Source organism: Streptomyces sp. NPDC006140 (assembly GCF_040628815.1).
Taxonomy (GTDB): Bacteria; Actinomycetota; Actinomycetes; order Streptomycetales; family Streptomycetaceae; genus Streptomyces.
Genome location: NZ_JBEXTS010000001.1, coordinates 601250 through 614445 on the forward strand (window position 1 = coordinate 601250; position 13196 = coordinate 614445).

General features: G+C 66.5%; 11 protein-coding genes and 1 pseudogene. 9 read left to right on the forward strand and 3 right to left on the reverse strand.

What is annotated here, in order from left to right:
* Nucleotides 1-19 precede the first annotated feature (19 nt).
* The 3 genes and pseudogenes from ABZ386_RS02855 to ABZ386_RS02865 all read left to right on the forward strand — a co-directional run.
* A pseudogene (locus ABZ386_RS02855) lies at nucleotides 20-248 on the forward strand (transposase); the annotation flags it as partial.
* Between the two features lie 177 nt (nucleotides 249-425).
* On the forward strand, nucleotides 426-1364 hold the full coding sequence (locus tag ABZ386_RS02860; RefSeq protein WP_358963311.1) for an RIO1 family regulatory kinase/ATPase: 939 nt from the start codon (nucleotides 426-428) through the stop codon (nucleotides 1362-1364).
* A 372-nt stretch (nucleotides 1365-1736) separates the two neighbouring features.
* Nucleotides 1737-3005: a hypothetical protein gene (locus tag ABZ386_RS02865; protein ID WP_358963314.1), complete on the forward strand. Its 1269-nt coding sequence runs from the start codon at nucleotides 1737-1739 to the stop codon at nucleotides 3003-3005.
* Between the two features lie 254 nt (nucleotides 3006-3259).
* Here the strand turns inward: ABZ386_RS02865 and ABZ386_RS02870 are convergent, their stop codons facing one another.
* The 3 genes from ABZ386_RS02870 to ABZ386_RS02880 all read right to left on the reverse strand — a co-directional run bounded on the left by ABZ386_RS02870 (nucleotide 3260) and on the right by ABZ386_RS02880 (nucleotide 4218).
* Nucleotides 3260-3436 (reverse strand): hypothetical protein, encoded by a 177-nt coding sequence (locus tag ABZ386_RS02870; protein ID WP_358963317.1) that lies wholly within the window; start codon nucleotides 3434-3436, stop codon nucleotides 3260-3262.
* A gap of 248 nt (nucleotides 3437-3684) precedes the next feature.
* Nucleotides 3685-3909 carry a hypothetical protein gene (locus ABZ386_RS02875; protein ID WP_358963319.1) on the reverse strand — a complete coding sequence of 75 codons (225 nt, stop codon included), beginning with the start codon at nucleotides 3907-3909 and terminating at the stop codon, nucleotides 3685-3687.
* A 36-nt stretch (nucleotides 3910-3945) separates the two neighbouring features.
* Complete coding sequence (locus tag ABZ386_RS02880) at nucleotides 3946-4218, reverse strand: DUF317 domain-containing protein (RefSeq protein ID WP_358963322.1); 273 nt, start codon at nucleotides 4216-4218, stop codon at nucleotides 3946-3948.
* Between the two features lie 328 nt (nucleotides 4219-4546).
* On the opposite strand from ABZ386_RS02880, the gene ABZ386_RS02885 reads away from it, so the two are divergent.
* The 6 genes from ABZ386_RS02885 to ABZ386_RS02910 all read left to right on the forward strand — a co-directional run bounded on the left by ABZ386_RS02885 (nucleotide 4547) and on the right by ABZ386_RS02910 (nucleotide 13178).
* Nucleotides 4547-4702 carry a hypothetical protein gene (locus tag ABZ386_RS02885; RefSeq protein WP_358963325.1) on the forward strand — a complete coding sequence of 52 codons (156 nt, stop codon included), beginning with the start codon at nucleotides 4547-4549 and terminating at the stop codon, nucleotides 4700-4702.
* Between the two features lie 148 nt (nucleotides 4703-4850).
* Nucleotides 4851-5135, forward strand: a complete 285-nt coding sequence (locus tag ABZ386_RS02890; RefSeq protein WP_358963328.1) for a helix-turn-helix domain-containing protein — start codon at nucleotides 4851-4853, stop codon at nucleotides 5133-5135.
* 312 nt (nucleotides 5136-5447) lie between these two features.
* A complete protein-coding gene (locus ABZ386_RS02895; protein WP_358963330.1) occupies nucleotides 5448-6419 on the forward strand; it encodes a DUF6551 family protein in 972 nt (323 codons plus the stop codon).
* Between the two features lie 1267 nt (nucleotides 6420-7686).
* Nucleotides 7687-9516 carry an ATP-binding protein gene (locus tag ABZ386_RS02900; RefSeq protein WP_358963333.1) on the forward strand — a complete coding sequence of 610 codons (1830 nt, stop codon included), beginning with the start codon at nucleotides 7687-7689 and terminating at the stop codon, nucleotides 9514-9516.
* A gap of 38 nt (nucleotides 9517-9554) precedes the next feature.
* Nucleotides 9555-10727 (forward strand): exonuclease SbcCD subunit D, encoded by a 1173-nt coding sequence (locus ABZ386_RS02905; RefSeq protein ID WP_358963335.1) that lies wholly within the window; start codon nucleotides 9555-9557, stop codon nucleotides 10725-10727.
* Nucleotides 10728-10745: 18 nt separating this feature from the next.
* Nucleotides 10746-13178, forward strand: a complete 2433-nt coding sequence (locus tag ABZ386_RS02910; protein WP_358963338.1) for an SMC family ATPase — start codon at nucleotides 10746-10748, stop codon at nucleotides 13176-13178.
* Nucleotides 13179-13196 lie beyond the last annotated feature (18 nt).

The following is a 13196-nucleotide window of genomic DNA, read 5'->3' on the forward strand; positions in this document are numbered from 1 at the left end:
GCCCCGAGTGCCGGGGAGCGGCCGGTCTCGCGGCGGGGTGACCTCCAAGATTCACCTGGCCGCCGACCGGCGCTGTCGGCCGATGGCGATCGTCCTGACCGCCGGGCAGGCCGCCGACAGCCCTCAGTTCATCCCGGTACTGAACAACGTGCGGGTCCGTCTGCCGGTCGGCCATCCCCGCACCCGGCCCACCGCCGTGGCGGGGCGACAAGGCCTACTCCTCCCGCGCCCAACCGCGCGGGCACCGCTGGGCCCCTCGACCCGGGCCCACTTTATTCGGTTGCCGCTCCCCGTGTCCGCCCTCACCATGGGCGAGACTCCGGGAGCTGCCCGGTGCTCCACGAGAGGAGGCACGACCGTGACCACGACTGTCTTCGGCCTGCACGCAGACCGACTCCCTCTCGCCTCATGGAGCACCTCCAGCGATGTCTCACGACGATCACTCGCAGCACCCTCAGCACCCGGCATTTCCTGACGACTTCATCACCGGCCCCTGTCGCCACGTCCCGCCGCCGGACGACCTGGGCGACATCGACGACCGGTTCGTTTTCGACTTCCGTTCCTACGACGACCTCGAGGACGGCCAGCGCTGGTCGACCTGGCTCAGCGTCGAACCCCTGTGCCGAGGCCCCGAGCCGCTACCGGACTGGGTGGTGACCTCGCAGGGCGCGATCGACACCGAGCTCGGCGTCCTCAAGACCGGCAAAGAGGCCGACGTCCATCTCGTCGAGCGCGCCGACCCGCATGACCCCGCCGCCGGCGTGGTCATGGCGGCCAAGCGGTACCGCTCTCCCGAGCACCGGACCTTCCACCGCGCCGCGTCCTACACCGAGGGCCGTTCGCTGAAGCGCTCACGTGACGAGCGGGCCATCAAGCGGAAGAGCACCTTCGGCCGACAGGTCGCGTCCGGCGAGTGGGCGGTCTCCGAGTGGGGTGCACTGGTGCGGCTCTGGAACCTCGGGCTGCCGGTTCCCTACCCGGTCCAGATCGACGGCACCGAGATCCTGATGGAGTGGATCACCGTCGTCGACGAGGACGGCGCCGTCGCGACCGCGCCCCGGCTCGCCCAGACCCGACCCTCACCCGAACTGCTGGCGGCCTACTTCGAGCAACTCACCGATGCGCTCGCGACGATGGTGCAGAACCGCCTCGTCCACGGCGACCTCTCGGCGTACAACATACTGGCGGCGGGCGAGCGGCTGGTCATCATCGACCTGCCACAGATCGTCGACCTGGTCGGCAACCTCAACGGGATGGCCTTCCTCCAGCGCGACTGCGTCAACATCTGCGGCTGGTTCCGCTCGCGGGGCCTCGATGCCGACGAGCACGCGCTGTTCGCGGAGCTGATGGCGCACGCCTTCTGAACCGGGCGGGCTAGCGCTTTTGACCGATTAGGTTCACCGGCTTGGTCAGACTGCGGCAGCGGAGAGGGCGTCCCCCCCCAACGGATGCCCTTCTCGCTCGCCCATGGTGCGTTGCAGGGGTCACCATGTCGTGCCCCTCCGGTGGCCGCCCGTCGGGGGATAGGCGAACCCACTCGGCCGATGTTTGCGCAGGTCAGCGGGTGCCCCTCCGAAAGCTCAAGAGGTTTCGGGAATTCGGGCGGGGAGAGAGCAGCAGCCACAGGGGTGTGGCGGTGCGTGAGGTGGTGATGCTGATTCGTTTGCCCGAAATATGTCGGGGCCCAGCCCTACAATCGGCCGGGTGTCGAGTCCGGTCGAGGGGGGCTGCACGAAGTGTCGCTGAGCGATGAGTCCGAAGAGATCGTCGTCTGTGTGGCGGAGGACCGAGCCGTCGTGATCGGTATCCCCTCTGAGACGAAGCGTTCACGTTGGGGGCGCTGGGTCGCCGACCTCACCTCCGGCGAATGGGCGGCTCTCGTGCGGACACTGGACCCTGCGGTCCGGTCCTTCATTGAGTCTCAGCGTCTGACCGCCTGTCTGGTCGAACTCGACCAGACCTCTCGCGAGGTGATGAGGGTCGGCAAGGTGATCACCGAGGGAGGGGGCTGGATCCAGAGCGCTATCCGTAACGACGGAGGCCGAGTGACGCGTCTGATGCGTATCCGTCCCGCCACGGGTGTCGCCGCCATGTCAGGTGGGGCGGCCATCTTGGGTGCCATCGCGGCTCAAACTCAGACGGCCGAGATGGCCCGGGATATCAAGGCCATCCGGCAGGGGCTGGACGAGATCCACGAGCACTTGCGGACCGACCAGGCCAGTGCTGTCGAGAATGCCGTCGAGCAGGTGGAGGATCTGGTCGCGCGGCTGCGTGCTCACGGCGAGCGTGGCGTCGAGGCGAGCGATTTCTCGGTCACGAGGAGCAACCTGGGTGATGCGAGGCACAAGTGCCTGCGCCATCTTCAGGATGCGGTCACGAGGTTGGAGAACGCCGAGCAGAAATCCCCACGTAAGGCGGAGAAGAGCCTGAGTAAGGAGGCGGTGGAAGAGGCGATCCTGTACCTCGACCTGATGGTGAAGTGCTACGCGGCTACGGTCCAGTTCGGACTCGCCGAGATCGCCTTCGAGTATCACAAGAAGAAGCCCGACGTCGCCAGGACCCTGGCCGAGCGCATCACTCAGTCCACCGCCGAGCTCCGTGCTGAGATCGAAGACGTCCATGGCCGGCTCGGCCAGCTTGACGAGAGCATCCGTGCCCAGTTCCGGCCCGCGTCGAAGAACGTGAGCTTGCCGTCTTCGGTGGTAGACACAGTAATCGCGGCAACTGCTTCTGCCACCGCGAAAGCGCTGGCAGGAAAGTCCGTGGCCCTCGGTCGACTTCGTGGAACCTCGATCTCGCTCCCCGCGACTTCTATCGCCGTTGGTGCTGGCGCATTGCTCCTCGGCGACGCCGTGGCCCAGTCCCGTGCGGTGAAGAAGTTGGACGAACGCCAGGGACAGCTCGCGGAAGCCAGCGGCAGAAGCTCCCAAATCCTCCATCAGGTGGCACCGAGCCTTGAGGTGCTCCGAACCCTGACCGAAGAGCTTGCCGGACCCGACAAGTGACTTCACTGGACTAGGCGGCTTCGGTCTGCTGCCAGGGGCGGAAGCACGGGCCTGTTCCGCGGCTACGGAACTCAGCGGCCCGCCTAACGCGGTTCGTGACGCGGCCTTGGAACTTCCGTACGTACTACAGGTAGTGCTGGCCCACTCAGGACAAGAAGGCACTCGGCGGTCCGAGACCGTACTGCGATGTCCCAACGCCACCAGGGCTGCCCCTGTCCTGGGGCAGCCCTCGGAAGCTCGCGGTGCACGGATCGTCAGCGGGTCGCCAGACGGTTGGCGAGGTGCAGCGCGTCGGTGGCGACGGACAGCGCGGTGTGAAGCCCAATGACCTCGTGAAGGGTGGGGTGTACGACGGCGGTCCAGTCGCCGTGGAGGTCCGGCCAGTTGGCGAGGAGGACCTCTGCTGAGGCCAGACGGAGGTGAGCGGTCACATCCATTCCGTCTCCGAGACTGGGCTCCCAGCTGAGCAGGATGGAGCCGGGATGGAGACGCTCGGGCTCCACGCCGGGTATCCACACCGTGTGGATCGGTTGGGTGGGATGAGGAGGCACGCTGCGCAGGAGTGCGCCGCGCACCGACGGTGGCATGGGGTGATGGACCAGGTCACTGAGGAGCAGATGTTGCGAGGAGCCGGAGGAGTTGAACGGCGAAGCAGCGGGCCGTGTACGCGAGTGGCACGTCATACGTCGGCCCAGTCCAGCTGGTTGCGGACGGCGGGTGGCAGTACGCCCTCCTGGCCGTTTTCAGCGATGTAGACGGCTCCACTCGATCCGGTGATCTCCACGATGCGGCCGATGCGGTGGGCGTAGGCCCAGTCGGGATTGATGGCGAGGCACACGGGCAGGTCGGGGTCGAAGGTCTGGAGCTGATGAACCAGTTGGCCAACGATGATCTCGTAGGGCAAGACAGTCTCCTGGGCGATGAGAGTGCGGAGCGGGTGTCACACGCAGGTGCAGTAACGGGTGAGGAGGGCGATCAGAGCAGCGAGGAATCCGGCGACGGCCTGTGCCGGGGTATCCGGTCCGAAGGTCTGGCGCCAGGCCCTGATGCCGTAACTATCCGTGACGTGGATGTGCCACAGCTCACCGCGTGCTGCCTCCCGGCTTTCGGGGAGGAAGCCCACGTACACGCGTCGGTCGGGGCTGGAGCAGTGGACGTTGCAGTCCAGGTCGGTGACGACGTCCCATCCCTGGCCCTTGAGAAGGTCGGTCACGGGTCGGGCGCAGTGGCATTCGAGAAGCCACTCACGCTCGCCGAGGGCGGGCGGAGGAAGTTCTGCGAGAGGCCGGACCGTGGTTGTGACGGTGAGCATCACGAGCAGAGAACCCGTCGTTGACCTGCGGTTTTTCCGGGCTTCCGTACGTTGACATGGTCTTGGGCGGTGTCTCCAGTCGTTGCCCGCGGCGTGCGTCTGCCGTGCGCGAACTGGGCGCGGATGCGACGACTGCTGTCCGTCCAACTCGGCATGAAACGGTCATCCGCTCAGCTGGTTCGGGAGCGGCCGTTCGCGGGGCCGGGTGGAGAGAAGGGGAGGAAGTGGTTTGAGCAGCGAGGAGATTCGCGCGCACCACAAGGCCGTCGACGACGTAGAGGCGGCGTCGTTGGGCCGGTCCCGGATGGCTGATGGGCGGCGGATCGAGCTGAGCGTGGGGGAACTGGCGCGGCTGGTGGTCGCCGAGGTCGAGGGTTCCCTGTGAGCGGATCGGCACGAGTGGCGCGGCAGGCGCGGAGAGGCGCCGGGTGCCTCTGGCCTGCTCGAAGGCGTAATTCGTACATCGCCTGGGTGCCATGTCTGAGCCCTTACATGCCGATGCAGTAGACCGTGTACGTGAGACGGGAGAACCGATGGCTAAGGACGTCACAGTCGAACGGGCAACCGCTAAGACGCCAGTCACCGCGAGTGACGCTGAGGGAGTCCGCTCGAAGTCCAATGACGGCCCGACACTCGATGAGATCCGCTCCTGGCCCGCGACGGTGAGCGTCCCCAAGGCCGCCACTGCGCTCGGCGTCTCAAAGAGCCACCTCTACGAACTGATCAGGCGAGGTGAGGCGCCGGTCAAGCTCGTACCCCTCGGAGGCCGGCACCGCGTGATCACTGCTTCGCTGGTGCGTTTGCTCGAAGGCGCCTGACTGGGCGACGAAGATGCTTCGCATGTGGTGGCCGAACTCGACGGTGACGGCCATGGCCTCGGGCTGGGTGTCGGCGTCCATGGCCGACGTGTCCCATAAGGCGAAGCCACGTGACCGGTAATGCACTCGACGGTCCCATCAACCCGGCCGACAGGGAGGCTTGTGGGATCGGTCCGTCCGTGGAGCCGTCGCGCTATCGATACAGCATTACGGGGTGGGAACGCGAGAAATCTCAAGGCGCTAGATAGTTTGACGCGCGAGAAATTCCTATGGTTGACTGCATGCCAACTGGCCACTACCAAAGGGGGATACGTGGCGCGGACCGCTACCGTCCCGGCTCAAGCTGGAGCGACGAAGACCGTCCGAAAGTTTTACGAGGAGATCCGCGTCGGGGACCTGCACGTCGATCAGACCCTCAACTCTGCCCGCCTGTTTGGCACTAACACCGCCGAGGACGCCGGCCCGGCCACGCAGCGAAAGAAGGACGCCGCGTGGACGGCGCGGCTCACGAAGATGTGGGATCCCTTCGCGCTGCTCCCGGCGATCGTCTCCCTCCGGGAGGACGGCCGGTACTACCTTCTCGACGGCCAGCACTCCACGGAGGTGGCGGTCGAGAAGGAGGGCCCGGACTTCCTCCGGGACTGCATGGTCTATGAGGGGCTCTCCGACGAGCAGGAGGCGAAGTTGTTCCTCGCAGCGAACCGCGACCGCAAGGCCGTGAAGCCGTTCGACATCTTCCGCGTCTCGATCACCGCTGGCGACCCGCGCAACACCCGGATCCTCACCGAGGTCGAGAGCCGCGATCTCGGCATCTCGGGCAGCACCTCGGCGAACAAGATCGGCGCGGTCCAGGCCCTCACCGCCCTCGCGGTGATGGATGAGAAGCATGCCGCCCGGGACGAGAGCGGTAGCCTGATCTACCCCCTCGTCCTTCCCGAGGGGCGCTCCCCGTTGATCCCGCAGGTGCTGCAGGTCGTCGAGGACGCGTGGGGCCGCAACCCCGCGACATGGGAGGGGATCATGTTGCGAGCCGTCGCGATGGTCCTCGACCGCAACCCCGGCGCCCGGCTCGACCGCCTTAGCGGGAAGCTTGCCGGTCACGGCAAGCGCAAGCCGATCACGGTCGCGCAGTGGAAGGAGTCGTCCATCGCGAACACGGTGGGCGGCGGCGGCTCCTCCTCCCGTTCTGCCCCCCTCGCAAAGCTCATCGTCAACGAGTACAACACCGGGTTGACCGACCCGGCGGAGCTCCTGATCCCCCCTGGCCGGCCCGACAAGGACTGAACCACTATCTCCGGGCCCCGCGCGCAGCGTGGGGCCCTTCGCTCCAGCTGTGTCAGGCAGCGTTGAGGCGCGCCGTTCCCGGGGGCTTCGCGAGCGACAGAGCTTCCCAGGCCCAGCGCTCGGCTCTTGATCGACAGCATGTCTCATGAGGCATCCTGAGCGCGAAGAACACCTCCAATGCAGCCGCCCAGACACGGCTGATTGATCAATCGTTGTGGCGGTTGACCTGGACCATCAGTTCGCGGTTCGTGGCGCGGGCGGCGGCGAGGTCGTCGTCCCAGTTTCAGCTCCAAGTCGATCACTTGCTGTTCGAGAGCCATGAACCGAGCCTTGACCTGCTCCGTGCCTCGGGGCCCCGACGCCGGACTCCCGGGCGTCGACGGCCAGCAGATCGGCTTGCACGGGGACGTTATTGACGGCTGGGCCGCGACGTCCGGGGACGGTGGGTGGCTCGGCGCAGTGCGCGGGATCAGGCCCTCGGAGACGAGCCGGTAGAACGTCTAGCGGAGGGTGCAGCCGCCGACTTCGTCGTTGGGCATGGTCGCCGGTGGGGTGCAGCTGGCGAGGTAGAAGGGGGAGACGTACAGGTCCCAGGGGGCGATGGTCGGCACGGTGGCACTTCAGTGCTGAGGGTGAGGGTTAGCGCTGCCGTCGGGAACCGGTGTGCATGGCGAGCGTGGTCGGCGCAGCTAGAGGCGGACGTGCGTGTAGTGCCTGGGCTTGGGTGCTACGGGCGAGCGCTGCTGCCGCTCGCTGGTCGGGCCTGGTCGGGTCCACGGGGGTGACCGAGACCAGTGAGCGGTGACGGTCGGGGATGTGGTCCGGGGCGCGCCGCACGGGGGGATCCTCGGCGCTGGCATCGACACAGCCAACCGGCCGGTGATGGACGCGCACGCGCTACTGGAGATGTACGGGTCGACTACAAAGGCTTCTGTGCTGTCGGAGGCACGATGCCGATCATGGGTGGCGATGTCGTCTGTATGCGAAGTGAGCTCGATGGCGCCGCCGAGCCGCTTCAACGCCGATCCCAGGTTCACTTCTGCTACTCACCGCTGAAACTGTCAAACGTACAGTGATCGGCCGCAGGTGTTGTAACTGTGCAGTTATCCTGAAATAGGGCAAATCGGGCGCATAGGATTAATGTGGTATTTGCCTTGCTGTGTCGATTGACTGTTCCAGTGTGGTCTCGATTTTTCGAATAGTGACAGTGCACAGCCTTGGGGAGTCTGAGTGCTCTCGCGCCGGACTGTGCGGTTACCCGGAGATGATGACCTTGGAAGAACGTGATCCAGTAAGCGCAGCGCTGGAAGACCAGGTGGGCGCAGCGGCGCAGCAGGGGGGTGGGCTGAAGGAGTCGCGCGCTCCCGAGCAGGCTGTTGGTCGTGTGCTGGGAACTGAGGATGCGGCTCCGCTGCAGTTTTGGGTAGCCCTCGAGCCGACGTCGTACCTGCAGCTGGACGATATCGTCGTGACTACACGGCAGGTACCCGGTGTAGGCGCGGTGACGACGGCTGGAGTGGTTACGGCTGTGCGCGCCCGACACGAGGGCGCACAATTCCCCTCGGACGTGTTCCTTATTGAGGAAGGGGTGCTGCCCGGGGAGGTGTACGAGTCTGCCGAGGTCACCACGACCCGGGTCGAACCAGAGTGCTACGTGCCGCCGAAGCCGGGTGCCGTGGCGCATCGGGCGACTGGTGCTCAGCGTGCACAGGCGCTGTACTTCGACCAAATGGATCACAGGGTTCCAGTCGGGTTGGGTCGAGACGGGAGCCCCATCTATGTTGATCTTGAGTTCATCGACGGCACACGCGGCGCGCACGTGTCGATCTCCGGGGTCTCAGGCGTGGCAACGAAGACCAGTTTCGCGCTGTTCCTGCTTTATTCGATCTTCCGCTGTGGGGTGCTGGGCCGGCGAGCGCTGAATGCGAAGGCACTGGTGTTCTCCGTCAAAGGCGAAGATCTGCTGTTCCTGGACCGCGCGAACAACCGTCTCGACGACGACGTCCGCGATCGCTACGCCCGGCTCGAGCTTCGGGCTGAGCCGTTTTCGTCGGTCGGCCTCTACGCGCCTCCGACCCCGGAGGACACAACCGGTCGGCCGAACGTCGTGAGCCGCACCAGCGGTGTCACGGCGTTCTGGTGGACACCGGCCGAGTTCTGTCGCGAGGAGCTACTTCCATACGTGTTCGCCGACGCGGAGGACGAACGCCACCAGTACACGATGGTCGTACATCAGGTGGCGACCCGGCTGCGTCTCGACGCCGTGCTGGTCGGCACGGACGGTGCCGTGAGCATCGACGGGGTGACGGTGCGCACCTACGACGATCTGGTCGACCTCGTCGTGACCAGGGTCAGCGACGACCAAACCCGATCCGCGTGGGCTGGGCAGGCTACCGGCCTGGGCACGGTTAATGCCTTTGTCCGCCGACTGCGCTCCTCGCTCCGGGCGCTGCGCCCGATCATCCGGGCCGACATCCCACACGCTCCGGGGCGACGCATCTCCGCAGAGAACCAGCAGATCACCGTGGTCGACCTGCACAATCTGTCGGAGCGCGCGCAGCGGTTCGTCGTGGGTGTCGTGCTTGCGCACGAGACCGAACGCAAGGAACAGGCCGGGCCGGGTGGGCTGCTGTTCACGATGATCGACGAGCTCAACAAGTACGCGCCGAGGGACGGAACCAGCCCGATCAAGGAAGCGGTGCTCGACATCGCAGAGCGGGGCCGCTCTCTAGGCATCATCCTCATCGGTGCCCAGCAGACGGCAAGCGAGGTTGAGCGCCGGGTCATCGCCAACAGCTCCATCAGGGTTGTCGGCCGACTTGACTCTGCCGAGGCGAGCCGCCCCGAGTACAAGTTCCTCCCGGCGAACCAGCGCGCCCGCGCGACGCTTGCCAAGCCAGGCACCATGTTCGTGAGCCAGCCGGAGGTCCCGGTGCCACTCGCGGTCGAGTTCCCGTTTCCGGCATGGGCGACCCGCCCGAGCGAATGTGAGGAGGTCCCGCGCGCCTCAGCCCTGTCCGGCAAGGAACCCCACGCTGAACCAACGGACCCCTTCGCGCGGCTGCCCCGGCCGACCGATGAGGCTCCACCCCTTTGACCAGCGCATATGACGTCACGGGGAGGGGAGGCGAGTACGTGAAGTTCCTACACACATCGGATTGGCATGTCGGCAAGGTACTCAAGGGCCACAGTCGGCTCGACGAGCAGCGCGCAGCCCTGGGGGAGATCGTCCAGGTGGCCCGCAACCACGAGGTCGACGCTGTCATCATCGCCGGTGACCTCTACGAGTCATCGGCCCCCACGGCGGACGCCCAGCAGCTCGTCGTGCAGACGCTGCTCGCGCTGAAGCGCACCGGCGCCGAGGTCCTCGCGATCGCTGGTAACCACGACCACCCCCCCACCTTCGATGCCTACCGTCAGCTCATGGCGTGCGCGGGGATCACCATGGTTGGCAATGCCCGCACCGCGGCCGACGGCGGCTCGGTTGACTTCACTGCCCGCTCAACCGGGGAGCCAGTCACCGTCGCCATGTTGCCGTTCCTGTCTCAGCGCTACGCGGTACGCGCTGCCGACCTGGTCACGAAGACGCCTGCGGAGAGCTCGGCTGCCTACGACCAGCTGGTGCGCGACCTACTCTCCGCCCTTACGGCCGGCTTCCGGGACGACGCGGTCAACCTGGTTACGGCGCACCTGACCGTAGTCGGGGGGAAGTTCGGCGGGGGCGAGCGGACCGTCCAGTCGATCTTCGAGTACTGGGTGCCCGCCAACGCCTTCCCGCCGGACGCGCACTACATTGCGCTCGGGCACTTGCACCGCCGCCAGTCGCTGCCGGCGCCGTGCCCGGTGCACTACTGCGGCAGCCCGATCGCGCTCGACTTCGGCGAGCAGGACAACCCTTCCATGGTGCTTGTCGTCGAGGCCAAGGTCGGCATGCCTGCCCGCATCGCCGCCGAGGTGCCGATTAGTTCGGGTCGGCGGCTGCGCACCGTGTGCGGCACGGTTGACGAGCTGGCCCAGCGCGCTGGCGCCTTCGGCGACGACTACCTGAGGGTGCTGGTACGGGAAGCTACGCGCGCAGGTCTACGGGAGGACGTGCAGAAGTTGCTCCCCAATGCGCTGGAGGTTCGCATTGCCCCTGAATTCGCCGCACCGGTGAACATCGCTCGGCCATCCACACCGGTCGATGGCGTGGAGCGCAGTCCTCTCGAGCTTCTCCACGAATACTGCGTCGACCGCAAGCTGGTCGACGAACGAGTCGAAGCACTGTTCGTCAGGCTCCACGACCAGGTCACCGCTGGCGACGGCTGACGGCAGGAAGGACGTCTTATGAGGCCAGTGCTGCTAGAGATGAACGGCTTCGCCTCTTTCCGAGAGCCGACCACGGTGGACTTTCGCGAGGCGGACTACTTCGCGCTCGTGGGTCCCACCGGATCAGGCAAGTCCACCGTCCTCGACGCAATGACATTCGCATTGTACGGATCGGTGCCTCGCTGGGACGACCGACGAACGATTGCGAACGCACTTGCGCCCACCACCAACCGGGGCGCCGTCCGGCTCGTCTTCGACCTTGCCAGACGCCGCTACATCGCTGCTCGGGAGCTGCGCCGCACCGCCGCTGGCGGCGTCAATGTGAAGAACGCCCGGCTTGAGCAGCTTGCTAACCCGGGAGCGCTCGGTGCACCGGGGGATGCCAGCGAGGTGCTCGCCGCCGACTCGGAGGTCACGCACGCGGTGGAAAGACTGCTGGGGCTGCCGTTCGAGCACTTCACGACCTGTGTGGTGCTGCCGCAGGGTGACTTTGCCGAGTTCCTGCATGAGAAACCGGCCAAGCGGCAGGAGATCCTCGTAAAACTGCTCGGGCTGGACGTCTACACCCGGATCGGGCAGGAGGCGAACGCAGAGGCCAAGAGTGAGGAACAGCGCACCGAGCTCTATGCCCAGCAGCTTGAGGAGTACTCTGACGCAACCGAGCACGCCCAAGAAGTAGCCCAGGGGCGACTGGCTGCTCTGGGGAAGGCCAGTGGGCTAGTACGTGCCGCCCTGTCCGAAGTCGCAAAGCATGGAGCAGCGGTCGCCCAGGCGCAGAATGCGTGCGCGACGCTGACCGCCGAGCGGGACCAGCTGCAGGCGGTTGCCATCCCCGCTGGTCTCGCTGACTTCGGCAGGAAGGAGCGCGATACCAGGATCGCTATAGAAGCGGCCGACGAGGTGCTCGCTATGGCCGAGGTGTCCGACCGTGTAGCCCGCGAGCAGCTCGCAGCTGCACCGCCGCTGGCTCGACTCGAGAGAGCCCGTCACGACCACGCAGAACTCCTTGAAGCGGAGAGCAGGCTGCCCGCAGCTCAAGAGGCGCAGCAGTACCGTGCGACGGCGCTCGGCAAAGTATCCGCCGCTGTGGGGGCAGCCACGAGTGCTGCCCAGCAGGCACGACAGGCGCAGGAGGCCGCTGCGCGGAACAATCTCGCCGCAGCGCTGCGGCCACACCTACAGGTGGGCGCCGAGTGCCCAGTGTGCGAGCAGCAGGTCACGACATTGCCTAGCCCGCTGACCGCGCCTGACCTCGAGGCAGCCGAGCAAGTCCTGGCCCGGGCCGAGCGCAAGGTGGAACGAGCACGTAGCGAGTGGACGAAGGCGTCACGAGCCGAGCAGGAGGCCACCAGCCTTCTGAACACGCTCACTGGCCGGGTTGCCGCCCTGCGCTCCGCACTTGATGGCGCACCCACTCTCGAAGAGGTGACCGCCGCACTTGTCCATCGAGAGCAGCTGGAGAGTGACGCCAACGAGGCAAACGCGCGGCTACTGGCTGCGCGGACCAGCAGAGCGAGCGCTCAGAAGGCCGCAGCCGGCCTCCACCAGGAGGTGCGGGCCGCTTGGTCGATGTTCGAACAAGTTCGCGACAACCTCGTTGCGCTCGGTGCTCCAGTTTTGGTCCGCGACGATCTGACTGCGGCGTGGACGGCCCTCGTCGCTTGGGCGGCCGGCGCTGCCGCCACCCGTGAGATTGCACTGCCCAGCGCCTGGGAGACATTGGCGAAGGCCGAAGGCGAGCTCACGGCCGCCGAGGGCAAGCTCGCCGGCGTGCTCGCCGCCCACGATGTTGCCCTTGATGCGGGACGGCCGCTCATCGAGGCGGCCGAGCCAGCAGTCGCAGCAGCGCTGGAGGGAGCTCGATATGAGGTTCAGCGGCTCATCGAGCGTCGAAAAGAGGCCACGAGGCTCGCCGCGAAGCGGCGGGAGGCAGCGCGAAAGCATCAGGTGGCAAAGGCGCTCGGCCAACTTCTCCGCTCGGACGGATTCCCCCGTTGGCTTGTCACGACGGCTCTCGACGCGCTCGTTGTCGATGCCTCCCGGACGCTCGCCGACCTGTCCGGCGGGCAGTTCGAGCTAACCCATGACGACGGGAACTTCCTCGTGGTCGACCACGCCGACGCAGATAGCCGCCGACCGGTCAAGACACTGTCCGGCGGGGAGACGTTCCAGGCCAGCCTCGCACTTGCACTCGCGCTCTCGGCACAGCTGTCGACCATGGCTGCGGCCAGCGCAGCCCGGCTGGACTCGATCTTCCTCGACGAGGGGTTCGGCACGCTCGACGAGGCGACACTCGAGACAGTCGCCACGACCCTGGAAGAACTGGCCGCGCATGGGCACCGGATGGTCGGCATAGTCACGCACGTCAGTGCCCTGGCCGAACGGGTACCGATCCGCTTTGCCGTCCAGCGGGACCAGCGGACCTCGTCCGTACAGCGGGAGGGGCCGTGACAAACCCCTTGCCCCCTC